Source organism: Burkholderia sp. MSMB1589WGS (assembly GCF_001636105.1).
Taxonomy (GTDB): domain Bacteria; phylum Pseudomonadota; class Gammaproteobacteria; order Burkholderiales; family Burkholderiaceae; genus Burkholderia; species Burkholderia humptydooensis.
Window position 1 is genome coordinate 117,382 of sequence record NZ_LNJT01000007.1, and the last position, 23,584, is coordinate 140,965.

General features: G+C 68.1%; 18 protein-coding genes and 2 pseudogenes. 8 read left to right on the forward strand and 12 right to left on the reverse strand.

The window, feature by feature from the left end; genetic code table 11:
* Positions 1-33 precede the first annotated feature (33 nt).
* From WT16_RS08510 to WT16_RS34830, 3 genes and pseudogenes are all read left to right on the forward strand, one after another.
* A complete protein-coding gene (locus WT16_RS08510) occupies positions 34-3,147 on the forward strand; it encodes an efflux RND transporter permease subunit (protein WP_063533118.1) in 3,114 nt (1,037 codons plus the stop codon).
* 38 nt (positions 3,148-3,185) lie between these two features.
* Positions 3,186-6,116, forward strand: a pseudogene (locus WT16_RS08515) (HAD-IC family P-type ATPase); the annotation flags it as partial.
* Between the two features lie 828 nt (positions 6,117-6,944).
* Positions 6,945-7,049 (forward strand): annotated as a pseudogene (locus tag WT16_RS34830) (transposase); the annotation flags it as partial.
* Positions 7,050-7,098: 49 nt separating this feature from the next.
* On the opposite strand, the gene WT16_RS30620 reads toward WT16_RS34830, so the two are convergent.
* The 11 genes from WT16_RS30620 to WT16_RS08565 all read right to left on the reverse strand — a co-directional run bounded on the left by WT16_RS30620 (position 7,099) and on the right by WT16_RS08565 (position 16,284).
* Positions 7,099-7,881: a lytic transglycosylase domain-containing protein gene (locus WT16_RS30620; protein WP_156521418.1), complete on the reverse strand. Its 783-nt coding sequence runs from the start codon at positions 7,879-7,881 to the stop codon at positions 7,099-7,101.
* Complete coding sequence (locus WT16_RS08520) at positions 7,850-8,929, reverse strand: EscU/YscU/HrcU family type III secretion system export apparatus switch protein (protein ID WP_063533119.1); 1,080 nt, start codon at positions 8,927-8,929, stop codon at positions 7,850-7,852. Before WT16_RS08520 ends, WT16_RS30620 begins: the two co-directional genes overlap by 32 nt.
* Complete coding sequence (sctT, locus tag WT16_RS08525) at positions 8,926-9,711, reverse strand: type III secretion system export apparatus subunit SctT (protein WP_006026790.1); 786 nt, start codon at positions 9,709-9,711, stop codon at positions 8,926-8,928. Before sctT ends, WT16_RS08520 begins: the two co-directional genes overlap by 4 nt.
* Positions 9,708-9,977, reverse strand: coding sequence for an EscS/YscS/HrcS family type III secretion system export apparatus protein (locus WT16_RS08530; protein ID WP_009916363.1), 270 nt, complete (start codon positions 9,975-9,977; stop codon positions 9,708-9,710). The genes sctT and WT16_RS08530 overlap by 4 nt, the downstream gene beginning before the upstream one ends.
* Positions 9,978-9,999: 22 nt before the next feature.
* The gene (gene sctR, locus WT16_RS08535) at positions 10,000-10,650 is read right to left on the reverse strand and encodes a type III secretion system export apparatus subunit SctR (protein ID WP_006026788.1); all 651 of its coding nucleotides are present in this window, start codon (positions 10,648-10,650) and stop codon (positions 10,000-10,002) included.
* 98 nt (positions 10,651-10,748) lie between these two features.
* Positions 10,749-11,726 (reverse strand): FliM/FliN family flagellar motor switch protein, encoded by a 978-nt coding sequence (locus WT16_RS08540; RefSeq protein ID WP_063533120.1) that lies wholly within the window; start codon positions 11,724-11,726, stop codon positions 10,749-10,751.
* Entirely contained in the window at positions 11,707-12,084 is a 378-nt protein-coding gene (locus WT16_RS08545; RefSeq protein ID WP_231892040.1) for a hypothetical protein, read from the reverse strand. The genes WT16_RS08540 and WT16_RS08545 overlap by 20 nt, the downstream gene beginning before the upstream one ends.
* A 76-nt stretch (positions 12,085-12,160) precedes the next feature.
* Positions 12,161-12,544, reverse strand: a complete 384-nt coding sequence (locus WT16_RS08550; RefSeq protein WP_015600983.1) for a hypothetical protein — start codon at positions 12,542-12,544, stop codon at positions 12,161-12,163.
* Complete coding sequence (locus WT16_RS08555; protein WP_063533122.1) at positions 12,517-13,854, reverse strand: EscN/YscN/HrcN family type III secretion system ATPase; 1,338 nt, start codon at positions 13,852-13,854, stop codon at positions 12,517-12,519. Before WT16_RS08555 ends, WT16_RS08550 begins: the two co-directional genes overlap by 28 nt.
* Positions 13,841-15,919, reverse strand: coding sequence for an EscV/YscV/HrcV family type III secretion system export apparatus protein (locus tag WT16_RS08560; RefSeq protein WP_015600556.1), 2,079 nt, complete (start codon positions 15,917-15,919; stop codon positions 13,841-13,843). Before WT16_RS08560 ends, WT16_RS08555 begins: the two co-directional genes overlap by 14 nt.
* Positions 15,916-16,284, reverse strand: coding sequence for a secretion protein (locus WT16_RS08565; protein WP_006026782.1), 369 nt, complete (start codon positions 16,282-16,284; stop codon positions 15,916-15,918). Before WT16_RS08565 ends, WT16_RS08560 begins: the two co-directional genes overlap by 4 nt.
* Before the next feature lie 152 nt (positions 16,285-16,436).
* On the opposite strand from WT16_RS08565, the gene WT16_RS08570 reads away from it, so the two are divergent.
* Positions 16,437-19,211 carry a two component system sensor kinase gene (locus WT16_RS08570; RefSeq protein WP_231892041.1) on the forward strand — a complete coding sequence of 925 codons (2,775 nt, stop codon included), beginning with the start codon at positions 16,437-16,439 and terminating at the stop codon, positions 19,209-19,211.
* Between the two features lie 16 nt (positions 19,212-19,227).
* Here the strand turns inward: WT16_RS08570 and WT16_RS08575 are convergent, their stop codons facing one another.
* Positions 19,228-19,881, reverse strand: a complete 654-nt coding sequence (locus WT16_RS08575; RefSeq protein ID WP_006026780.1) for a two component system response regulator — start codon at positions 19,879-19,881, stop codon at positions 19,228-19,230.
* A gap of 123 nt (positions 19,882-20,004) precedes the next feature.
* Here WT16_RS08575 and WT16_RS08580 point away from each other — a divergent pair, with 123 nt between their 5' ends.
* The 4 genes from WT16_RS08580 to WT16_RS08595 are packed head-to-tail and all read left to right on the forward strand — an operon-like array spanning position 20,005 to position 23,342.
* Positions 20,005-20,403, forward strand: coding sequence for a hypothetical protein (locus WT16_RS08580; RefSeq protein ID WP_231892042.1), 399 nt, complete (start codon positions 20,005-20,007; stop codon positions 20,401-20,403).
* Positions 20,400-21,914, forward strand: a complete 1,515-nt coding sequence (locus WT16_RS08585) for an EscC/YscC/HrcC family type III secretion system outer membrane ring protein (protein ID WP_063533815.1) — start codon at positions 20,400-20,402, stop codon at positions 21,912-21,914. Before WT16_RS08580 ends, WT16_RS08585 begins: the two co-directional genes overlap by 4 nt.
* Positions 21,911-23,119 (forward strand): type III secretion system inner membrane ring subunit SctD, encoded by a 1,209-nt coding sequence (gene sctD / locus WT16_RS08590; protein WP_063533125.1) that lies wholly within the window; start codon positions 21,911-21,913, stop codon positions 23,117-23,119. Before WT16_RS08585 ends, sctD begins: the two co-directional genes overlap by 4 nt.
* Complete coding sequence (locus WT16_RS08595; RefSeq protein WP_006026776.1) at positions 23,112-23,342, forward strand: hypothetical protein; 231 nt, start codon at positions 23,112-23,114, stop codon at positions 23,340-23,342. The genes sctD and WT16_RS08595 overlap by 8 nt, the downstream gene beginning before the upstream one ends.
* The last annotated feature ends 242 nt before the right edge of the window (positions 23,343-23,584 follow it).

Sequence of the window (23,584 nt, forward strand, 5' to 3'; positions counted from 1 at the left end):
CCGCCGGGCACGATACGAACCCACCTATCGCCCATGCTGAACGCAATCATCCGGTTTTCGCTGCGTTTTCGCGGCGTCATCTATGCGCTGGCCATGATCGCGGCCGGCTACGGTCTCTATACGCTGACACGGGCGAAGCTCGATGTGTTTCCCGAGTTCGCGCCGCCGATGAGCCTCGTCCAGACCGAAGCGCCGGGCCTGAGCAGCGAGCAGGTCGAGACGCTCGTCACCCAGCCGTTGGAGAATGGCCTCGGCGGGATGGTCGGACTGCAGTCGATGCGCTCGAAATCGATGCAGGGGCTGTCGGCCATCACACTGGTATTCGACGCCCATGCGAACGTGATGCAGATCCGGCAGTTGGTTTCCGAACGGGTGAATGCGCTCGCGGCGACGCTGCCCGCCGGCGTCATGCCGCCGCGGCTCCTGCCGCTGACGACCACGACGAGCGTCGTGCGCACCGTTGGCCTCACGTCGAAGACGCGCGCCCTGACGGACCTCTACGACATCGCGCAGTGGACCATCCGGCCGCAGTTGCTGAGCGTGCCGGGCGTGGCGGACGTGATCGTGTTCGGCGGCGACGCGCGCCAGATGCAGGTCCGGATCGATCCCGCGAAGCTGATGCGATACGGTCTGTCGATACAGGACGTGATCGCCGCGGCGCGCGCATCCACGGGCGTACGTGGCGCCGGCTTCGTCGAGAACGACAACCAGCGCATCGCGATCAACGCCGATGGCCAGATCACGGCGCCGGAGAAGCTCGCCGATGTCGTGCTGCGCTGGAGCAACGGCGCGGCAGTCCGTCTCGGGGACGTTGCAACCGTCGCATGGGGCAGCGCGCCGGCGATGGGCGCGGCCTCGATCATGGGCCAGCCCGGCGTGATGCTGGTGCTCGAAAGCCAGTACGGCACGAACACGCTGGCGGTCACGAAGGACATCGAGAAGACTCTTGCCGGGCTCGCGCCCGTCCTCGCGAAGCAGGGCGTCGACGTCAATGCGAATGTGTTCCGGCCGGCCAATTTCATCGACGCGTCGGTCGGCCATCTGCGCACGGCGTTGCTCGTCGGCGCCGTGCTGGTGGTCGCCGTGCTGTTTCTCTTCCTGTTGAACGTGCGCACGGCCGTCATTTCGGCCGTGGCGATTCCGCTGTCGCTGCTCGTCGCCATCATCGTGCTGACGTCGCTCGGCGTGAGCCTGAACACGATGACGCTCGGTGGCCTCGCGATTGCGCTCGGCGAAGTGGTCGATGACGCAATCATCGACGTCGAGAACATCTACCGCCGGCTGCGGCAGAACCGGAGCCTGCCGACGCCGCTGCCCGCGTTGCGCGTCGTGCTGCGCGCGTCGCTCGAGGTGCGCAGCGCGGTGGTGTTCGCCACCTTCATCGTGATGCTGATCTTCCTGCCGGTGCTCACGCTTTCCGGCGTGGCGGGCAAGCTGTTCGCGCCCCTCGGCATGGCATACATCCTCGCCGTGCTGGCCTCGCTCGGCGTGGCCCTCACGCTCACCCCCGCAATGGCGCTCGCGCTGCTCGCGCGCGGCCCGCTGCCGGCCGACGAACCGCGTCTGGTCGCGCGCCTGAAGGCCCGCTATGTCGCATTGCTGATGAAGGTCGAGCCGCGCGTGAAAACGGTCATGGCCGGGGTGGCGTTGATGTGCGTCGCGGCGCTGGGCGCGCTGCCGTTCATGAACGGCAACTTCATCCCCGAGCTGCGGGAAGGGCACTACATCGTGCACATGGGCCTCACGCCCGGCACGTCGCTCGCGGAATCGATGCGAATCGGCGCACGGGTGTCGCGGGCATTGATGCACGTGCCGGGCATGCGTCTCGTCGCACAGCGTGCGGGCCGTGCGAACGAGGTCGTCGATCCCGCGGGCGTCCAGCTTTCCGAGTTCGAGGTCGATCTGGAGCCGATGGGCGCGTCCGGCCAAAACCGGGCGCTGCATCACGTCCAGCAGGCGCTTGCGCGCTTTCCCGGGCTGACCACGGCGGTGAACACCTTCCTCATCGAGCGCATCGACGAGACGATCTCGGGGACGACGGCGCCGGTGGTCGTCAACGTGTTCGGCGACAACCTGGACGTGATCGATCGCAAGGCGCAGGAGATCGCGCGCGTTCTCGGAACAATCCGCGGGGCGGCCAGCGTGCAGGTGGAATCGCCTCCCGGCATTCCCGAGCTGGACGTCAGGCTCGATCCCGGCCGATTGAGCCGCCGGGGCTTCAGGCCGGTCGAGGTGCTCGATGCGATTCAGGCCGCGTATCAGGGCGCCACGGTCTGGCAGATCTATCGGGGCGGCCGCACGTATGACGTCACGGTGGCACTCGCGCCTGCCGCACGCAGGACCCTCGGCGAGATCGGCGCGCTGATGCTGCGCAACCCGGATGGCCTGGCCGTCCCGCTACGCGAACTCGCGACGATCAGTCAGGTTTCCGGCCGTTATCAGATCACGCACGACGGCGGCCGGCGCATGCAGACGGTGTCCGTCAACCTCGGCCGCCGCGCGGTCAGCGATTTCGTCAACGAAGCTCAGGCGCGCGTGAATCGTGAAATAACGATGCCCCAGGGCACGTATGCCGTATTCGCTGGCGAAAGCGAAGCGCGCGCGCAGTCGCAGCGGGATCTGCTCGTGTACGGCGCGATGTCGATCGTCGGCATCGCCATGCTGCTGTTTCTCGCGATGAAAAGCCGCCGTGGGGTGCTCCTCGTGATGGTCAACCTGCCATTCGCGCTGGTGGGCGGCGTACTCGGCGTGGCGCTCGCCGGTGGTAATCTGTCGCTCGGCGGCATGGTGGGTTTTGTCACGCTCTTCGGCATCTCGCTGCGCAACTCGATCATGCTGATCAGCCACTACGAGCATCTCGTGCACGTGGACGGCCTGGCGTGGAATCCCGACACGGCCGTGCGCGGCGCCGCGGAGCGGCTGGTGCCGATCCTGATGACCGCGCTCGTGACCGCGCTCGCGTTGCTGCCGCTCGCGGCGACGAGCGGCGCAGCCGGCAACGAGATCGAAGGGCCGATGGCGATCGTGATCCTGGGCGGCCTGCTCACGTCCACGATGCTGAACCTGATCGTGCTGCCCACGCTCGCGCAGCGCTACGGGCGCTTCGAGCGCGACGCGCCGGACGAACCGGGGCCGGCGATTGCGTAGCCCGGCAGAGGAGGCACCGCATGGACGAACTGCAACCGATGGCGGCACTCCCCGACGGCCTCGGTTCGTCTGAAGTGACCGAGCGCAGGCAGCGCGGCGACGTCAACCGGATCGAGCGCCGGACCAGCCGCAGCCTCGCCGACATCGTGCGCGCCAACGTGTTCACGCGCTTCAACGCGCTCCTCGGCTCGCTGTGCGCCGCGGTGCTCATCGCGGGCCCGTGGCAGGACGCGCTGTTCGGCGGCGTGCTTGTGGCGAACTCGCTCATCGGCATCGTTCAGGAATGGCGGGCGAAGCGCACGCTCGATCGTCTCGCGCTGCTTCACCAGCCGCGCACGCACGTGCGCCGCGACGGGCGGACGATCGAAATCGACGTTGCCGACATCGTGAAGGACGACCTGATCGGGATCGGGCGCGGCGCGCAGATCGTGGTCGACGGTATCGTCGCGGCTTCTGCCGGGCTGCAAGTCGACGAGTCGCTGCTGACCGGAGAATCCGAGCCGCAGGACAAGGCGTGTGGGGCGCGGCTGCTGTCCGGCAGCTTCGTCGTCGCGGGGCAGGGCTGGTATCGCGCAACGGCCGTCGGACAGCAGGCGTGGGCGCACCGGCTCGCGGCGCAGGCGCGGCGCTTCGCGCCCGCGCGTTCGGAGCTCGCGGCCGGCATCAACCGTATCCTGCGCTACGCCGGGTGGGCGATCGCGCCGCTGTCGGTATTGCTGGTCGCGACGCAACTGTTGCGTCAGATGCCCTTTGCACAAGCGGTGCTGTTTTCCGCGGGCGGCGTCGTCGGCATGGTGCCGGAGGGGCTGGTGCTGCTCACGAGCGTCGCCCTCGCGGTCGGTGCGATGCGGCTCGCGCGACGCGGCACGCTGATGCAGGCGTTGCCGGCCATCGAGACGCTGGCGCGTGTCGACGTGGTGTGCATCGACAAGACCGGTACGCTCACGCAAGGCGAGCCCGTCCTCGAGCAGGTCGAGATGCTCGCCGGCGACGGCGCGGCGCACGATGCGCTTGCCGCGCTCGTCCTCGGCGAACCCGCGCCGAATGCCACATTGCGCGCCATCGCCTCCCGCTATGCGGTCTCGCCGGGCTGGCAAGCCAACCGCACTGTGCCGTTCTCCTCCGCGAGAAAGTGGGCCGGCGCATCGTTCGGCGAACGCGGCACCTGGGTGCTCGGTGCGCCGGATGTCATGCTCGCCGGCGCCGCGATGGCCGACGACGTGCGCGCGGCCGTGTCCCGCCATGCGCACGACGGGCGCAGGGTGCTGCTGCTTGCGCGTTCGGACCTGCCGCTTGCCGATGATGGGCTACCGCGGCTGTTGACGCCCGTCGCGCTGGTGCTGCTCGCGGAGCGCATCCGGGACGATGCGCCCGGCACCGTGGCGTGGTTTGCCGCAGAGGGCGTCTCGCTGAAGGTGATCTCCGGCGATCACCCGGATACGGCGGCCGAAGTCGCCCGGCGCGTGGGCATCGCGTCTGCATGGACGGGCGTCGATGCTCGCGCGTTATCCGACGACGGGGCGCTGCTCGGCGAACGGATGGAGCGTGAGTCCGTATTCGGCCGCGTCTCGCCGCGGCAGAAGGCGGCGATGGTTGCGGCGTTGCGGGCCCGCGGCCATGTGGTCGCGATGGTCGGCGACGGCGTGAACGATCTCCTTGCGCTCAAGGAAGCCGACATCGGCATCGCAATGGGCGGGGGCAGCAGCGCCGCGGCGGCCGTCGCCCAGGCGGTGCTGACCGACAACCGCTTCGCGAGCCTGCCCGCGATCGTGAGCGAAGGCAGGAGGGTCATCGGCAACATCGAGCGGGTCGCCAATCTGTTCGTGACGAAAACGGTGTATGCGATGCTGCTCGCTTTCGCAGTGGGCATCGCCGATCTCGCCTTTCCGTTTCTCCCGCGACATCTGACGCTGGTCGGCTCGCTGACCATCGGCATCCCGGCGTTCTTTCTGTCGCTCGAACCGAGCGCCGAGCGCGCGAAGAGCGGCTTCGTCGAACGCGTGCTGCACTTCACGGTGCCTTCCGGCGTGCTGGCGGCCATCGCGACGTTCGCGGCCTACGCGATCACGCTCAGCTATCTCCACGGCACGCTCGATCAGGCGCGGACTGCCGCGACCGTGACGCTGTGCGCCATCGCGCTCTGGATTCTTGCGCAGCTTGCGCGGCCGTTCAACGCCTCGCGGCTGGGCATCGTCGCGGGGATGGCCGCCGCGTTCGCCGCCATTGTCGTCGTTGGGCGATTGCGGACCTTCTTTGCGATCGAAGTGCTGCCCGTGCGGATTTGGCTCGGCGCGACCGGCATTTCAATGCTGGCATGTTCAGGCATGCACGCGCTCACGATCCGATCCCGCGCCGGTGAAGCGCCACCGACAGACGGCGACGCCGCGGCGACAAAACCGGTCCTGCACGCACTGCTGTCCCTGTGGCGGGCGCACATCGTATTCGTCACGGCGACGCTGATGCTGATCGTCGGCAGTGTCTGGCTGTTCCTCGGCGTGCTGGAGGACGTGATTTCGCGGGACCCGCTCCTGCAGGCGGACCTCATTGTCTGGCGCGTCTTGCAAGACATCCGGCCGTCGTGGCTCGACAGCATGATGACCGGGCTGTCCGAGCTGGGCGACGCGGCAGTGGTCGTTCCCGTCGTGCTGGTCGTGCTCTCGTGGCTGATCTGGCATCGGCTCTGGCGTGCGGCGCTGTACTGGCTCGGCGCGGTGGGCGGCGCCGAAGTCATCGTCAAGCTGTTCAAGCTCCTGCTGCATCGTGCCCGGCCGAACCCGTTCGCCGCGGGCATCGAGAGCTTCTCCTTTCCAAGCAGTCACGCGACGCTTGCCCTGGTCGCGTACGGGTTCCTTGCGTTTCTGCTATGTGCGGGCGCGGGCCAGCGACATCGAACACGCGTCGCGATTCTCGTCGCAACAACGATCGCGGTGACGTTAATCGCCACGTCACGCCTTTATCTGGGCGTGCACTGGGTATCCGACGTCGTCGCCGGCGCGAGCCTGGGTCTCGCATGGGTCGCGGGTCTCGCCATCGCATACTCGCTCCGGGAAAACCCGTCCATCGGGTCGAGGAAGCTCACGGGGATCGTCGTGATCACGATGCTGGCGGCCGCCGCGCTGCACATTGTTCGGCATCACGACGCCGACATGATGCTCTACGCGCCGACCCGCCATATCGAGCGAATGACGGCCGCGCAATGGCGCTCGCATGGATGGCGTGCGCTGCCCGTGGGGCGGGTCGCGGTGGTGGGCCGGATCGACGAGCCGTTCACCATTCAGTGGGCCGGGGCCGCCACCGCGATCGGGCGCGCCCTGCAGGCCGCGGGCTGGCGAACGGCTCCCGGCGGCCCGGCCTGGGCGCCGTGGACGGGGCGTCGCGCGGTGGTCCTCAAGTTCCATGACGGCGCCCCGCCAGCCATGACATTCGTGCAAGGCGACGCGGCTTCGCCGGACATGCAGGCCGTGCTGCGGCTGTGGCGAGGCGACCACGTCATTGAACGGCCGAGCGGGTCGTCAGCCGATCGCGACGTTCCAGTCTGGGTCGGCACCGTCACGCGCGAGCGCGCTTCGGCTGCCGGCTCATGGACGTTTTCCGCCCCGTCGGTCGACGAGGATTTCACGTCACCGGCACGCGCGTTCGCCCAGCAGTTCCCTGGCGCGCGCAGCGTGACGCGCGATGATGCGGCAAGCGCGCGCTTCCGGCGCTGGGACCGCCGCGTGTGGCTCATCGAAAGCGGCGAGATCCACGAAGCAGCATGCTGGGATCATGCGAGGCGGTATATCTACGATGTTCACGTCGGTCGGGCCGAGATCAGCAACGTGCTTGCCGAAAACGCCCTGCGCTGTGTCGCGCTCGGTCGGAAAAACTATCTGTTCGTCGGCTCCGACAGCGGGCGCGAGCAGTCCACGAAAGCCCCGCGGCGTTGCAGCGCATGCTGAACGGCGCCCGGAGTCAAGGGCTCGCCGAAGTCGACGCGCGGGGTGAGGACAGCAGCAGGCTGGCGAGCTTGCCCAGCATCGTGACCGGCGTAGGCCGATGTCGGTCCGCGCGGCTGATGGCGGCGCGCGTCGCCGCGGCCGCGATGGGCGCCGCGGCCTCGCCGGGCGAGCGATAGCGCTTGAGTACCGCGCGCACATAAAGCTGCGTCTCCCGATACGGCGGGATTTTCCGGCCGGCCTTCATCACCGCGCCTTCGCCTGCGTTGTAGCCGGCGACGGCGAGTTCGAGATTGTCGTCGAAGGTCTTCAGCAGCCATTTCAGGTAAGTCGCGCCCGCCCGCAGGTTGGTGTCGGGATCGGCGAGATCGGTGAAGCCGAAGCGGCGGCCGGTCTCGGGCATCACCTGCATCAGGCCCACGGCGCCCTTGGGGGAGCGCGCGTCGGCGTCGTAGCGCGATTCGGTTTCGATCATCGCGTGCAGCAGTCGGGCGTCGAGCTCGAACTGCCGCGCGACCGCGTCGATCAACGCATCGTAGCGCGCGCCGTGCGCGGCGGGTTGGGGCCCGGCCGGGCCGGGAGGCGCAACGGGTGGCGCAGGCGCGGCTTGCGCGTGCGCCGGGTCGCCGTCGGCCTGAACCGGTTCGACGCGGGTCCAGACGAGCGGCGCGGGCGCATCCTGCGCGGTGGCCGACAGCGCGCGCATGAGCATGAGCGCGGCGAGCACGAGCCGCCCCACGCGGCGCTGGCGGTCCAGTCGCGGCGGATCAGGCGGACGGACGGGACGCGTCGTCGTCATAGTGATCGGGATCGTAGTCGAGATGCATGACGAGCCGCAGGATATGCGCGACGGGCTCGAACAGGTCGGACGGAATGACCTGGCCGACCGCGAGGCGTGCGGCGAGCGCGCGCGCGACCGGCACGTTCTCGACGACCGGCACGCCAGCGCGCTCGGCGAGCGCGACGATATGCAGCGCGCGCTTGCCGTGCCCTGTCTCGACGACTTCCGGCAGCGGGGCCGCGATGGGGTCGTAGTAGAGGCAGACGGCGACGTGGGTCGGATTGCGAACGACCACGGTCGACTTCGCCACGTTCGAGGCGAGACTGCCGCTTTGCACCTCGCGGTGGATTTCCTTGCGCTTGTGCTTCATCTCGGGATTGCCTTCCGAATTCTTGAATTCCTGCTTGATATCCTCGATCGACATCATCAGTTGCTTGGTCGTGTTGTAGCGCTGGAACGCGAAGTCGGCGAGACCGAACAGCACATAGAAGCCGATCAGCGCGGCCCACATCCAGTAGAGGAGCCGCACGCTGACCGCGAAGCCGCACTCGACGCTGCATAGCGGCAGGAATTGCAGCGACGGCGCGTATTCGCGGATCAGGTAATAGAAGATGAGCGACAGCACGCCGACTTTGAACAGCGACTTCGCGAACTCGAACAGGCTCTTCATCGAGAACATCTGTTTCGCATTATTGATTGGGTTGATCTTGTCGACGGACGGCTTCAGCGCCTCGGACGCGAGCAAGGGGCCGATCTGCGCGACGACCGCGATCACGGTCACGCCGATCACGACGAGCGCGAGGCCGATCACGAAGCGCGTGACCACCGCGCCGAGAACGCCGAGCCAATGGCCGAGCGCGGTGACGAGATCGTCGTTGATGACGTCGATGGACGCGCGGGTAAGCGTCTCGAACGCTTGCATCAGATGCGGGCCTTCGAACAGGAAGTAGCCGAGCAGGACCGCCAACTGCGCGCCGCTCGTGATCTCGACGCTCTTCGCGACCTGGCCCTTGCGGCGCGCATCGGCGCGCTTCTTGGCGGTGGGCTGCTCGGTCTTCTCGCTCATCGCAGTCGGTTCGTCAGCGCGGCAGCGTGCTCGACGAGCCGAAGGCTTTCAGAGAGCGGCAGTTGGAACGCGAAGTTCGCGCAGATGATCATCATCAGCAGCGCAAATGCGCTCTTGATCGGCATCGCGACGAAGAACACATTGAGCTGCTGCGCCGAGCGATTGACGAGCCCGAGCGCCATGTCGACCAGCAGGATCGCGACGATCGCGGGCATCGCGAAGCGCAGGCACAGCGTGTACATCAATTGCCATTGCTGGCCGAGAAAGTCGAGCGCGGCCGGTCGAAAGCGGAACGCCGCGCCGGGCGGCAGCGTCAGGTAGGACGCGTAGAGGGCTTCGAGCAGCGCATGAAAGCCGCCGAACATCATGAACAGCAGCGAGAACACCTGCGAGAATACGATGCCCATCATCGACGATTGCTGGCCGAGCAAGGGATTCAGCACGCTCGCCATCGAGGCGCCGCGCATCGTGTCGATCAGGAATCCCGCCATGTCGAGCGCCCAGAACGGCACCGCCGCGCAGAAGCCGATCACGAGGCCGATGCTCAGTTCGCCGCACGCAAGCCACAGATAGGCGGCCCACGACCGCGCGCCGTCGACGGCGGGCCACAGATCGTGCAGGGCGAGCACCGGCAGCGAGATCGCCAATACCAGCGCGTTGCGCGCGAGCGTGCCGCCGAGCGTGCCGGTACTGAACACCGGCACCAGCAGCATCGCGCCGAGCGGACGCAGCATCGACAGCGCGACCATCGGCAGCCATTCGCCGGCCATCGCGGCCGTCATGGCCTCATCCCGCCGATCTGGTTGAAGCTCTGGGTCGCGTAGTTGATCAGCACGTCGCCCATCCAGTGATAGGTGGCGGCGAGCGTGACTGCGACGGCCAGCAGCTTGATCAGGAACTGGATCGTCTGATCCTGTACCTGGGTCAGCGCTTGCACGAGGCTCACGAGGATGCCTACCACCGACGCGACCACCACTACCGGCAGCGACAGCAGCAGCACGAGCCACATCATCTGCGCGGCCAACTGGGTAATGACGGCTTCGCTCATGGGGCAGGCGGGCGCGACGCGCTCAGTGGAACGACAGGACGAGCTGGCCGAGCAGCTTTTCCCAGCCGTTGATCAGCACGAACACGAGCAGCTTGAGCGGCAGCGCGATCGTCATTGGCGAGACCATCATCATGCCCATCGCAAGCAGCACGTTGGACACGATCAGGTCGATCGCGACGAACGGCAGGAACAGGAGCAGGCCGATCTTGAACGCCTCGATCAGTTGGCTGATCGCGAACGCCGGTATCAGCACGATCAGCGAATCGTCCGGAATGCGGTTGCGGTACGGCTCGGGCCAGGTGCGATGGCCGATGTCGGCAAAGAAGCGCACCTGGGCTCGGGCGGTGTTGCGCGCCAGAAAGTCGCGGTACGGCGCGAGGATCGTTGTCTCGACCTGCTGCGTGAACTGCTTGTCGTCGAGCTGTACGGGATGCTCGGCGAGGTTGTCCTGGATCGCGAGCCCGACGGGCGCCATGATGAACAGCGTCAGCACGAGCGCGAGCCCGTACAGCGCGATGTTCGGCGGGATCTGCTGCGTGCCGAGCGCGTTGCGTAGCAGCGCGAACACGACTGCGAGCTTGAGGAACGAGGATCCGAGCACCATCAGCAGCGGCAGGATCGACAACGCGAACAACACCACGATCAATTGAACGGGCTGGTCGAGCACGCTCATGCATCACTCCGCAGGAAATCTTCATCGGGGCCATTGTGGGGCGCACGCGCCGCGAGGCCCATCCGGCGTAGACCTGAACCGGCGGCGCGCCCGCGCGACTACACGAAGTGCTCGATGCGGATCGCGAGGCGTCCGTCGATGTCGAGCAGCATCCCGCGCGCGAACGGCCTGCCGCCGATCTTCAGCGTGCACAGGCCGTCGCCGATCGCGGGGCCTTCCAGGATGTCGCCGGGCCTGAGCGCGGCGAGCCGGTCGAGCGGCACGTCGATCGCCGCGGCCTGCGCGACGATCCGCACGCTGGCGTCCAGCGGCAACACGAGGGGCAGTGTCGCCGCGGGGTCCGCGGGCTCGACGTCCAGCCAGTCGTCAAAGGTTTCCATCGTGACTCCTATCGTGTAGCCGAGCGCGTCGCGGCGGATGACGCTGGCGAGCGGCCGGTCGGTAAAAAGGCCCAGTTCGCCGTCGGCGACGGCGTAGGCGTGGTGCAGCAGCAGTGCGTCGCCGCGGTGCAGGCGCGCAAGCTGCGTGGTGTCGATGCAGCTCCAGCCCGCTATCAACGCGACGCGCAACGCGGGCGCGGGGCGGCCGGGCGCATCGCCGGGCGGGGCGTCGAGCGGATCGAGGCCGGCGGCCAGTTGCGCAATCCAGGTGCTCGGCGCATCGAGGATCTGCAGGTCGAGCGTCGCGCCCCCGCGTTCGAGGCGCAGCAGCCAGCGGTTCGTGATCGAGCAGGCCTCGGGCTCGACGGCTTCGGCTTGCGGCCACGCGAGACCGGCCGCCGCGGCGCACGGCGCGACGCAGGCGAAGGTCCAGGCGGCCAGCGCCGCGCACAGTTCATTGGGAACGGCGTGCCAGTCGGCGACAGGCAGCACGGGAGCAATCCAGCGGCACCATTGCGCGCTGTCGCACCAGACGCGTACCACGGCGTCGTCGGCGCGGCTGGTCAGGATGAGGCCCGTGCCGCCGCCGCGGCGAAATAGCAGGGTCAAGGCGTCCGTGTCGCGCCGATACGCGCGGCCGTGCCCGAGCGTGCGCAGGACGGGGGCCGTGCCGGCGTCAAGCGGGATCGTTCGCATCGCGCCAGGTCACGACGGTGGGGCCCGCGAAGCGGGCGGCGCAGGCCGCCTCGATTCGCGCGCGATGACGCGCGACGAGCGCGCGCTGGCCGGCGTTGGCCGGGACGAGCGTGATGATCAGCGTGCCCTGTTGCAGGCGCGCCTGCACGACGAGCCCAGCGAAGCGGCCGCGGGTCAGGCGCCAGCTCAGCGCATCCGCGGCCACGCCGGGGCGGCCGTGGAGCCGTTCGAAGCGGGCCGCTGCCGCGGGCGCGACGGACAGGCGACGGCGGGCCGCGTCGTCGCCGTCATGCGCATCGCGCTCGTCGTGGGGTCTCGTCAGGCAATTGGCGAAGCGCCGCACGTCGGCGACCTGCACGACACGCGGCGCTCTGGCCGCGTCTGCCACGCGTGAACCGGCCGACGGGCCGGGCTTGAACTGAACGGACATCGTGTCACTCCAGCAAGGTCTTGAGTTTTTCGTGATCGATCTGCGCGCGGCGCAGCAGCGCACGCTGCTGATCGCGCTCGAGCCGCAGCTCCGTGCATTGCGCATCGACCAGCTCGACGCGATCGACGAGCGTCTGGTCGCGATGGTGATAGCCGGCCAGCTCGTGCTTGAGCAATTGCAGCGAGGCGTGGTCGTGCACCCTGTCGACGGCGCTGCAGGTACGCCAGGCATTCCATAGTGCGCGCCGTTCGTCGAGCAAGGCGGCCTTGTCGGCGAGCAGGGCGGTTTCGCGCTGGTCGAGCAGCGCGAGCGCGGCGCGGATGTTGCGTTCGCGCCGCACTTTGAGCTCCATGAGCGTGGTCAGGGTCGAGCGTCCACTGTGGTCCATAACTGTTCTAGCGTTTGATCGAAGGAGGTTTTATCCGTGACGGACTGACAGAGGAATTGCCGGATCGCCTCGCGGCGGGCGAGGGCGTCGTCGGCTTCGGGATCGGCGCCGTGCCGGTATTCGCCGACCCGCACCAGCAGCTCGATGTCGCGATACACGGCGTCTAGCCGACGCAGCCGCGCCGCGCCGTCGCGATGGCGCGTGGCGACGATCTGGCTCATCACGCGGCTCACGCTCGCGCCGATGTCGATCGCCGGATAGTGATTCGCCTCGGCGAGCTTGCGCGACAGCACGATGTGGCCGTCGAGGATCGAGCGCACCTCGTCCGCGACGGGCTCGTTCAGGTTGTCGCCCTCGACGAGCACTGTGTAGAGGCCGGTGATGCTGCCCGTGGCGGCCGGGCCTGCGCGTTCGAGCAGGCCCGGCAGGCGCGCGAAGAAGCTGGGCGGATAGCTGCCGGCCGCGGGCTTTTCGCCGGCGGCGAGGCCGATTTCGCGCGCCGCGCGCGCGAAGCGGGTCAGCGAATCCATCATCAGCAGCACGTCGCGGCCCTGGTCGCGGAAGTGCTCGGCGATCGCGGTGGCGGTATAGGCCGCCTTCAGCCGCTCGAGCGCGGGGCGGTCGGAGGTAGCCACCACGACGATCGCACGTGCGCGCGCCTCGGGCGTGAGCGTGTGTTCGAGAAACTCACGCACCTCGCGACCGCGCTCGCCGATTAGTGCGAGCACGGTCACGTCGGCGAGGCTGCCGTCGCAGATCATGCCGAGTAGCGTGCTCTTGCCGCCGCCGGCGGCCGCGAAGATGCCGACGCGCTGGCCGCGCCCGCAGGTCAGGAGGCCGTCGATCGCCCGCACGCCGAGCGGCAAGGGCGTATCGATGATCGCGCGGCGCAGCGGATCGGGCGCGGAGCGCGCCAGATCGACCCAGGTGGCGCTGTCCGGCACGTCCGGGCCGTGGTCGAACAGACGACCGAGGCCATCGACCACGCGGCCGAGCAGGAACGTGCCAACCGGGATCCGGTGCGCACGGCCGAGCGGCCGCACCGCGCAGCCGGCGGCGATGCCGCGCGGTTCCGCAAACGGCGACAGCAGCGCGGTGTCGCCTTCGATCGACACGACTTCGGCGTCGATGCCAGCGGGTTCGAGGCGGCAGAGCTCCGCGAGCCCCACGTGCGGCAGCGTCGCGCGCACGAGCGTCGGGCCGACCTCGGTCACGCGGCCGAAGCGGGTGTGCGCAACGGGCGCGTCGCCGCGCGGCACGAGGCGTGCGGCGACGCGCGCGCGCAACTGGTCGGGGTCAGGCAAGCGCATCGGCAGGCTCCCCGATCAGGTCGATGGTGCCGATCACGCGGAGCTCGGCTTCGTCGCCGATCTCCTGGAACGACAGCACGGCAAGGCCGCCGAATTCCCGCTCGACCATCTTGCGGATGAAGCGGCGCACGTCGACCGCCGTCAGCAGCACGACGCGGCGCAGGTCGGCATCGGCGAGCGCGGCGCGGATCTGGCCGAGGATGGCGCGGCTGGATTCGGCGCCCAGCGACGAATACGAGCCGGCGGCGGTCTGGCGGATCGACTCGCGCACCATCGCCTCGATACGGTCGCCGATCATCCAGCCGCTGATCCATGCCTGGCCCGCGCGATAGCGCGCGCCGATGTGGCGGCGCAGCGCGATGCGCACATACTCGACGAGCATCACCGGATCCTTCTCGCGCGGCGCCCATTCGATCAGCGCCTCGAAGATGCTGCGCAGGTCGCGCACCGAAATGCCTTCCTCGACGAGCCGCTGCAACACGTCCGCGATTCGTCCGATCGGCATCTGGCGCTGCACCTCCTTCACGAGTTCCGCGTAGCGCGCTTCCATCGCGTCCATCAGAAAGCGGGTCTCCTGCACGCCGACGAACTGGTTCGCGAAGCGCTCGACGACGAGCGACAGACAGTGGGCGATGCGCGCCTCGTCCCGGTGCAGCACGATGCCGAGCGCAGCGAGCGTATCGGCTTGCCCCGGCGCGATCCAGTGCAGACGTAGCTTGCCGAACGGCAGCGTGTCGACGCGCTCGCTGTGCGCGACGCCCGCACCGCGCGCGTCGGCGAGCAGCAGATCGCGCGGCACACTGAGCGCCAGCACGGGTTCCTGGTACAGCAGCACCTCGACCGTGTCGGCGTCGAGATCGGCGGCGGCCTGCAGGTGGATGTCGGGCAAGGGCAGGCCCAACTGCTCAAAGGTGCGCCAGCGCAGCGCTTCGAGCGCGTCGGCCAGCTTGTCGGCGCGCGCGGCGGATTCCGCGAAGCGGATCATCAGCGGCACGGCTCCCGGCGTCATCGCGGTGTCGGCCGGGCCGGCGCCGTTCGCCGCGCCCGGCGCCGCGCCGTTCGCGGCATGCGCCGCGCCAGCCGTGCCCGCGCGGCGGCCGCGCCGCTTGAGCAGCCAGGCCCCGCCGAGCATCAGTGCGGCCAGCGCGAGGAAGTACGCCACCGGAAAGCCCGGCAGCACCGCGAACACCAGCAGCACGGCGCCTGCGAGCCACAGGGCCTGGGGTTGCCGGCCGATCTGCTCGGTGAGGTCCGCCGCGAGTGACTGGCGGACCTCGCCGGGCACGCGCGTGACGATGATGCCGGCCGTGATCGAAATCAGCAGCGCGGGAATCTGGCCGATCAGGCCGTCGCCGATCGACAGGATCGCGTAGGTCGACATCGCCTCGCTCGCGCTCATGCCGTGCATGAACACGCCGACGGCCGTGCCCCCCAGGATGTTGACGAGGATGATGATGATGCCCGCGATGGCATCGCCCTTGACGAACTTCATTGCGCCGTCCATCGCGCCGTACAGTTGGCTTTCCTTCTGGACGAGGCCGCGCTGGCGGCGCGCCTCGTTGGCGTCGATGATGCCGGCGCGCATGTCGCCGTCGATGCTCATCTGCTTGCCGGGCATGCCGTCGAGCGAGAAGCGCGCGCCGACCTCCGCGACGCGCTCCGAGCCCTTCGTGATGACGATGAACTGGACGATCGTGATGATCACGAACACGATCAGCCCGACGCCGAGATTGCCGCCCACGGCGAAGCTGCCGAAGGTGTAGACGATCTCGCCCGCGTCGGCCTGCAGCAGGATCAGGCGGGTGGTGCTGATCGTCAGCGCGAGCCGGTACAGCGTTGTGATCAGCAGGACCGACGGGAACGCAGCGAATTCGAGCGGGTCGCGGATGTAGAGCGACATCATCAGCAGGATGATCGCGATCATCAGGTTGAACGCGATCATCAGATCGACGAGCCCCGTCGGCAGCGGCACGATCATCATGAACACCGCGACGAGCAGCAGCACCGCGAGCGCGATGTCCTGGCGCGACGCGACGAGCGCCAGCCAGCGGCTGATCCGGTTCACCGTGCGTCCCCCGCGTGCGTGTCGAGCAGGCGGCGCAGCGTGCGATGCGCGTCGAGCCACGCGCCGACGTCGTGCGCGGCGTCGAGCGTGCAACTGAGCATCAGGTCGCGGCGCAGCACGCAGGCCCGCAGGACCAGGCCGCCGTGGCGGGCCGGATCGCAGCGTCCGACGAGTCGTCGCAGGGCGTCGTCGCGTCGCGCAGCCTCGACCGGCCGCGCGACGGACAGCACCAGTCGCGCGCCGACGGCCTCGATGAAGACGCGCAGCGGCGGTTGGGCGAATTCGAGGCGCGGCGCGATGCGCGAGCAGGGCAATTCGAGCAGTCGCAGGAACTGTTCCAGCTTGCGCTCCGTTTGCAAATCCATTCGACTCCTGAAGGAAAAGCCCTTCCGCGGCGGAAAGGCACGACGCATCTTCTATAATTGCGGTCGCACGAACCATCCGGCGAAGACCTGAAAAGGGCCTGTGCAGCCATGACTTAAGGACTGCACGCGCTGGACTCTTGATGGAAAAAAACATGCGCCCATTCTGGGAAAAATCGCTGACGGCACGCATCGTCGCGATCCTTTGCTGCGCGATGGTTTTGTTCTGGATGTTGTCCGAAGCAATCAGCTTTTACTACCGCTACAAGGGGACGCAAAGCGAACTGCGCGATGTGCTGAGCTGGGAGCTCAAGGAGGTCGTCGGTCGCGAGAATCGTCGCTTCGACGATGCGCAGCACCATACGCGTGCGCTGCTGTGGGTCTGGAAGACCCTGAACCAGCGCCTGACCACGCTCGATCCGGCGGCCAAACCGTCGCCGCACACGATGTTCGTCTCGTTTCCCGACGCGCGCGGCGACGCGGCGCTGGTCCGTCGTGCGCGGGAGATCCTCGGGATCTTCGGCGACGCGGATCCGGAGAGCCGTCGCGACGCGTTCCTGCTGCTGCCGACGGAAGGCATCGTGCTGTATCGCGCGGCGGAAGCCAGCGCCGCCGACATGCAGCGCAAGCTCACCATGCTGATGTCGCTGCGCGGCGCCGCTCAGGCGGGCGGCGACATGCGCTGGAGCGACGCGCACCGGGATTCGCACGGCTTCGTGCAGGTTGCCGCAACTGCGATCGATCGCGAATCGGGCGTGATGGCCGGCCAGAATGTGCGCATCGGCGATCTGTCGCAGTTCAGCAAGGAACTGCATCTCGATCGCGAGCCGCGTTTCGTGCTGCGCTCCGCGCAGGGCGAGCTGCTGTGGTCCGACGGCGAGGTGCCCACCGACCTGAACCGGGCGCTGGACCAACTGCCGATGTGCGCGCAGAGCTATTCGCGGCGCGTCAACAACCAATACGTAGTGTGCATGCCGCTCGATGGTCCGCACTGGCAGCTCGCGGTGATTTTCCCGGCGGCGGCCGTCACCGACAAGGTGATGATCTTGCTGCGCCAGACCGTGCCGTGGACGCTCGTGATGCAGCTATGGCTCATCGTCGTGGTGTTCCAGATCCTGCAGTGGCAACTGGGACGGCCGCTCAGGCTGATCGTCGAGACCATCGACGCGCAGCGCGACGGCGACTGGGGCCGCCGGCTGCCCGCGCGCCACGACGACGAGCTCGGGCGGATCGCGCGCGCGTACAACACCTTGCTCAGCACGCTGAACGCGTATCACAAGACCTTGGAGAACAAGGTCGACGAGCGCACCCGCGAGCTGAACGAGGCGAAGCGCATGGCGGAGTCGGCGAATCACAGCAAGAGCGAGCACATCGCGAGCATCAGCCATGAGATCCGCACGCCGCTGAACGGCATCATGGGCGCGCTTGCGCTGCTCGCGCGCAGCCAGTTGCAGCCGCGCCAGCAGGAGCTGGTCGGCGTCGCGCAGCAGTCATCCGGCTACCTGCTCGGGATCGTCAACAACGTGCTCGACTATTCGCGCATCGAGGCTGGCCACCTGGAGCTGGCCTACGAACAGACGCAACTGCTGCCGCTGCTCGACCAGGCAATGCTGACGATCCACCTGCGCGCGAACGAGAAGCATCTCACGCTATCGACCTTCGTCGCGCCCGACGTGCCGCAGCAGATCTGGCTCGATGCGCTGCGGGTGCGGCAGATCCTCATCAACCTGCTCGGCAATGCGGTCAAGTTCACCGATTTCGGCAGCATCCGCCTCGTCGTCGAGCGGCGCGGCAATCGGCTCGCGATGATCGTGGAGGATACGGGCAAAGGCATCCCGCCGTCGTACCAGCTCGACATCTTCAAGCCGTTCGTGCAGGTGCGCGCGCACGACAGCGGCAACGGGCTCGGCCTGCCGATCGCATCGCGGCTCGCGAACCTGATGAACGGCGAGATCCTGATGAGCAGCCAGCTCGGGCGCGGCACCCAGTTCACCGTGCTGCTGCCCCTGCAGCGCGGCGAGGTTGCGCCGACGCCGCTCGCGGGCAGTGTGACGGCGCCCGCGACGCTGCACGCGCAATTGCGCAGTTGGGGGCTGGAGCCCGTCGACGGCGACAATCCGCTCCTGGCGATGCCGGAGCTGTGCTACCTGCCCGGCAAGCTCTACCGCAGCATCGCGCAGGTGCTGCGCGGCGAGGCGGTGCAGGACGATGCGCGGCCGACGGCGATGTGCCCGTGGACGCTCAAGGTGCTCGTCGTCGACGACGTCGCCGTCAATCGCGACATCGTCGGCAAGATGCTGCGCGAACTCGGCCACCAGTGCCAGGCGGCGGCCTCGGGCGAGCGGGCGCTCGCGCTGGGCCGCACCCAGGTGTTCGATCTCGTGCTGATGGACGTGCGGATGCCGGACATGGACGGGATGGCGACCACGCGCCGCTGGCGTCATGCGGACGAGCGGGTCCTCGATCCCGACACGCCGATCGTGGCGCTGACGGCCAATGCGATGCCCACGGAACACGAGCGAGCGCGGCAGGCGGGAATGAACGCCTATCTGACCAAGCCCGTGTCGCTCGAACAGATGGCGGCCACGCTGAACCAGGTGGCCGCCACGCAGCTCGCGCGCGGCATGGAGCTCGCGCCCAATGCGATAGCGAACATGCCGCTCCTGGACTGGAACGACCAGATGATGCGCGATCAACTGCACAAGACGCTCAAGGAGCTGCACCAGCAGGCGGAAGTGGCGTGGCACGCGAAGGATACCGAAGGCATCCTGAACATTCTGCATTCGCTCAAGGGCTGCGCGGGGCAAGGCGGGCTCGATCTCGTGCGCGAGGGCATCGAGCAGCAGGAGCGGCAGATCCGCTCGGGCCGCTGGGTCAGCCGCCGCGACCTGAGCGACCTGGCCGAGCTGATCGCGCTTCAGTTCACCTGAAGCGGCGCGCACCGTCTCAATTCAAGCCGAGACGGTGCGCCCAGTTCGTGAGGTCCGCCGCGTTGTGCGCGTCGAGCTTGCGCATCAGGTTCAGGCGATGCGTCTCGACCGTCTTGATCGTGATGGTCAGGCGCTCGGCCACGTCGCGATTGCGGCATCCCTCGGCGATCAGCTTGAGCACCTGACGCTCGCGCGGCGTGAGCGCGACCTCCGCGGGGGCGGCGGACGGCGTGCCGAGCTGCGCGGCGTTCAGCGCCGGATCGAGCGCGGTATGGCCGCGCCAGACCTTCCACAGCGTTTCCAGCAACACCTGCTGCGAACTGTTCTTCAGCACGTAGCCGTTCGCGCCCGCGAGCAGCGCGGCGCTCGCGCGATGCTCGGCGGTGTCGGCCGTCATCACGACGATACCGAGGTCCGACCAGCGGCGGCGCAACTGATGAATCACGTCGATGCCGCTCATCCCGGGCAGGCCGAGATCGAGCAGCACGATATGCGGCGCATGGCGCTGGCACGCCGCATAGACCTCGAGGCCGTCCTCGACTTCCGCGACGACCTTCAGCGGCGGCGCGGCGTCGAGCAGGTTCTTCAGCCCCAACCGCACGACCGGATGATCTTCGACGATCAGGATGCGGACTTCGGCGGGAATAGCGGTATGAGTGACGACGGGCATGGTGGAGTCAGCATGGGATCGAGGGGCGGCCCGCCTCGACTTATTTTGGAATTCAGGTGATCACCGGATCGATCTTATCAAGATTTATCGTAAAAATCTTGATGCATGAATGAATCGATTTTGATGGAATTTCCGCCTGCATTGTTGCGTCTGGAAACGGTTTCAGCCGGGGTCTGGCGGCAGGGTCGCTGGTCGATGACGATCGACGGCATCGCCGGCTGGTGTGTGGCCACGGCGGTGCCGCTTGGCGTATGCGTCGGCTGCCAGGTCGACGTCGCGCCCATCGACGGCCGCTGGCTCGAGCAGGCATGTCTCTGGCTGATGTCGCTGCGCGGCGAGACAGACGATGCGCTGTGGCTCGACGCCGCGAACGCGCTGGTGTTCGTGCGCCGCCACGATATCGCGGCGGGCTTCGCCGCGCTGCGCGCAAGCCTCGAACAGCAGATCGCGATCGCGCGCTGGCTGGGCGCGCATCATGCGGCGCTCAAGGAAGCGCCGCGTGCGGCATGGAGACCGGCATGAAGCGGCGCGCCAGCCGTTTTCGCGCCGCGTCGTGCGCGCTTCTCGTCGGCTGCCTGCTCGCGCACGCCGCGCCGGCGCCGGCGAAAGCGATTCCGACTGCGGGAATCGCCCCGTTTTTCCTGAGCACGCGCGGCATGAAGTTGTCCGACGTGCTGCGCGACCTCGGCGCGAACTATCGCACGCCGGTGGTGGTCAGCCCGAAGATCGACGGATCGTTCATCGGATCCGTGGACGCCCGCACGCCGGAAGCGGCGCTTGACCGACTTGCGCGCCTCTATCAGCTCGCCTGGTACTACGACGGTCTCACCCTGTACGTGTATCGCGCGCAGGAGGTGTCGAGCGCGCTGATCACGCCGGACTATCTGGCGCCGTCGACCCTGATCGAGCAACTGCGCGCGGCGGGGCTGCTCGATAGCAGGCAATGCTTCGTGCAGGCGATTCCCGCATCGAACGCCATCGAGGCGCGGGGCGTGCCAATCTGCATCGAGCGCGTCACCCAGTTCGCGAAGCGGCTCGACGAGCAGACCATCCACCACGCGCAGAATCAGGAGTCGGTGAAGCTGTTTCCGCTGCAGTACGCGACCGCCACCGATTCCCGCTACGCCTATCGGTCGCAGCAGGTGGTCGTGCCGGGCGTGGTGTCGGTCCTGAAGGACATGGCGCAGGGGCGTGCGCTGCCCTTGAAGGACAACCAGGGGCAGCAGCCGGCGAGCGACCGCCTGCTGCCGATGTTCGCTGCCGATGCGCGCCAAAACGCCGTGATCGTGCGCGACAAAGAGACGAACATGAAGCTGTACGGCGACCTGATCGCGCAACTCGATCGCAAGCCGAAGCTCGTCGAGATCTCGGTCGCGATCATCGACGTCAACGCGCAGGATCTGAGCATGCTCGGGGTCGACTGGTCGGCGTCGGCGCGCATCGGCGGCGGCTCGGTGAGCTTCAATAGCGGCGGCGAACCGGATTCCGGCAGCTTCTCGACGGTGGTGTCGAACACCGGGCAGTTCATGGTCCGGCTGAGCGCGCTGGAGCAGAACGCGAAGGCGCAGATCCTGTCGCGACCTTCCGTCGTCACGCTCGACAACATGCAGGCGGTGCTGGATCGCAACATCACGTTCTATACGAAGGTCAGCGCCGAGCGTGTCGCGAAGCTCGAATCGATCTCGACCGGTTCGCTGCTGCGGGTCACGCCGCGCGTGATCGGCGATCCCGGCAAGCAGGAAATCATGTTGATGCTGATGGTCCAGGACGGCCGACAGACCGGTGCGCTCAGCAAGCAGGAGCCGCTGCCGCAGACGCTGAACTCGGAAATCGCCACGCATGCGCTGCTCAAGGAAGGGCAGGCGTTGTTGCTCGGCGGCTTCGTGCAGGACGAGCTGAGCGAGGGTGAACGGAAGATCCCGCTCCTGGGCGACATTCCGTTGCTCGGAAATCTGTTCAAGATGCGCCAGAAGAACCAGCGCCACACGGTGCGGCTGTTCCTGATCAAGGCTGAACCCTGGCTGCAGGCATGACGACACGCAAGCTCAGATGGCTGAACGGCCCGCTCGCCGGGCACCCGTTCGTGCTGCCCGACGGGCCGCTGCGAATCGGCGGCGCCGACGCGGATCTCGCGATGGTGCTCGACGACGAGGCGAGCGCCGTGCTGAACGTGGGCGCGGACGGCGTGACGGTGTCGCCGGGCGTACCGGTGTGGGTCGCCGGGGCGCGCTGGGATGTCGCGATGCCGTTGCCGGAGCACGTGGTCGTGGATCTCGCGGGGCTGGCATTCATCGTGGGCGGCACCGACGATCCGCTGCCGGCGGTGCAGGTCCCGCCGCGCCAAGCATCACGCGCGCGGGGACTGAATGGCGTGCATGCGGCCGGCGCGCTCGCGTGCGCCGGCCTGCTGGGCGCGCTCGCGTTGGCGCTGTGGCAGCCGGCCCAGGTGCGTGCGCCCGATCTCGACGCCTGGCTCGCCGCGCGACTGCGTGAGCCTGCGCTGCACGGCCTGCAGGCGAAGCGGGAGCCGGACGGTACGGTGGGATTGAGCGGATCGTGCGCGCGCAGCGAGGCAGTCGGGCAACTACGCGGCGAGCTGCGCGCACGCGGCGTACATGTGCGCGATACCAGCCAGTGCGCGGATACGCTGCGCGGCAGCGTCAAGGACGTGCTGATGTTGAACGGCTACCGCGACATCGACGTGCGCAGCACGGATGCACCGGGGGCGGTCGAGATTCATGGCGCGATCGCGGCCGACGGCCACTGGCGGCGCACCGTCGCACAGCTGCAGGCGGTGCCCGGGCTGCGGAGCTGGCACGTGATCAACGATCGCGCGCAACAGTTCGAGCGCCTGCTGGACGCACTGTCGGAGGCTGATGTGCTCGACGGCATCGGCGTCTCGCTGGCCGGTCGGACGCTGATGGTGAGCGGTAAGCTTGACGCGGGCAAGACGGCCGCGCTGAATGCGGCCGTCGAGGCGTTCAATCAGGGCGGCGCGGATGGCTTCACGGCGATCTACGACGCGATTCCCGCCGTCGACGCCGCGCAGTCGCTGTTGCCCGCGCCGGTGGTGACGGTCGGCGGCCAGGCGCATTCGATCTATGTCGTGCTCGCGAACGGCATGCGCCTGCAGGTGGGCGGCGTGCTGCCGAACGGCTATGCGATCGTCCGCCTGAGCCGGCGCGCGATCAGCCTGCGCAACGGAGAACATCTGGTGTCGATCCCGTTCGATGTGTGAGACGACGAACTTTGAGGACAAGGCGATGGTGCGATTGACGCGTCTGGAAGACGAACTGGCGGCCGATACGTGCGGCGAACGGCGAGATGCGTGCCTTGCATCCCTGCGCGAGCCCGTGGCCGGAGCGCACGACCGGGCGGCGACGCCGGAACTGGACGAGGCGCGCCGCGCGGCGATCGAGGTGATCGAGCGACTGTGGGCGCGCTATCACAATCGGCCGTGATAGTGCGCGCGACGTGACGGTCGGCCCCGCGATGCGACGGCGCGCATGCACCGCGCATCCGGCGAGACAAAGCTCCTCCGCGTCGATCGCCCGACCGCTGGCGGCACGGAGGCTGCCGGTCGGGACGCGCCCACGTGAGGTCGTGCGCGAAGGGCGGCGCGGGCCGCTGCAACGCCCATCGCGTATCGGCAGGCTGACGAATCTCAAGGCAATGGGTTGCATCGTGCGTTTCCGGTCCGGTT

Bases quoted from the DNA above. Each gene is read 5' to 3' on its own strand.
- WT16_RS08580 (WP_231892042.1), top strand. From the start codon at position 20,005: ATGGAATTTCCGCCTGCATTGTTGCGTCTGGAAACGGTTTCAGCCGGG.
- WT16_RS08510 (WP_063533118.1), top strand. From the start codon at position 34: ATGCTGAACGCAATCATCCGGTTTTCGCTGCGTTTTCGCGGCGTCATC.
- WT16_RS08520 (WP_063533119.1), bottom strand. From the start codon at position 8,929: ATGAGCGAGAAGACCGAGCAGCCCACCGCCAAGAAGCGCGCCGATGCG.
- sctT (WP_006026790.1), bottom strand. From the start codon at position 9,711: ATGACGGCCGCGATGGCCGGCGAATGGCTGCCGATGGTCGCGCTGTCG.
- WT16_RS08585 (WP_063533815.1), top strand. From the start codon at position 20,400: ATGAAGCGGCGCGCCAGCCGTTTTCGCGCCGCGTCGTGCGCGCTTCTC.
- WT16_RS08570 (WP_231892041.1), top strand. From the start codon at position 16,437: ATGCGCCCATTCTGGGAAAAATCGCTGACGGCACGCATCGTCGCGATC.
- WT16_RS08565 (WP_006026782.1), bottom strand. From the start codon at position 16,284: ATGGATTTGCAAACGGAGCGCAAGCTGGAACAGTTCCTGCGACTGCTC.
- WT16_RS08530 (WP_009916363.1), bottom strand. From the start codon at position 9,977: ATGAGCGAAGCCGTCATTACCCAGTTGGCCGCGCAGATGATGTGGCTC.
- sctR (WP_006026788.1), bottom strand. From the start codon at position 10,650: ATGAGCGTGCTCGACCAGCCCGTTCAATTGATCGTGGTGTTGTTCGCG.
- WT16_RS30620 (WP_156521418.1), bottom strand. From the start codon at position 7,881: ATGACGACGACGCGTCCCGTCCGTCCGCCTGATCCGCCGCGACTGGAC.
- WT16_RS08550 (WP_015600983.1), bottom strand. From the start codon at position 12,544: ATGGACCACAGTGGACGCTCGACCCTGACCACGCTCATGGAGCTCAAA.
- WT16_RS08540 (WP_063533120.1), bottom strand. From the start codon at position 11,726: ATGCGAACGATCCCGCTTGACGCCGGCACGGCCCCCGTCCTGCGCACG.
- WT16_RS08555 (WP_063533122.1), bottom strand. From the start codon at position 13,854: ATGCGCTTGCCTGACCCCGACCAGTTGCGCGCGCGCGTCGCCGCACGC.
- sctD (WP_063533125.1), top strand. From the start codon at position 21,911: ATGACGACACGCAAGCTCAGATGGCTGAACGGCCCGCTCGCCGGGCAC.
- WT16_RS08575 (WP_006026780.1), bottom strand. From the start codon at position 19,881: ATGCCCGTCGTCACTCATACCGCTATTCCCGCCGAAGTCCGCATCCTG.
- WT16_RS08595 (WP_006026776.1), top strand. From the start codon at position 23,112: ATGTGTGAGACGACGAACTTTGAGGACAAGGCGATGGTGCGATTGACG.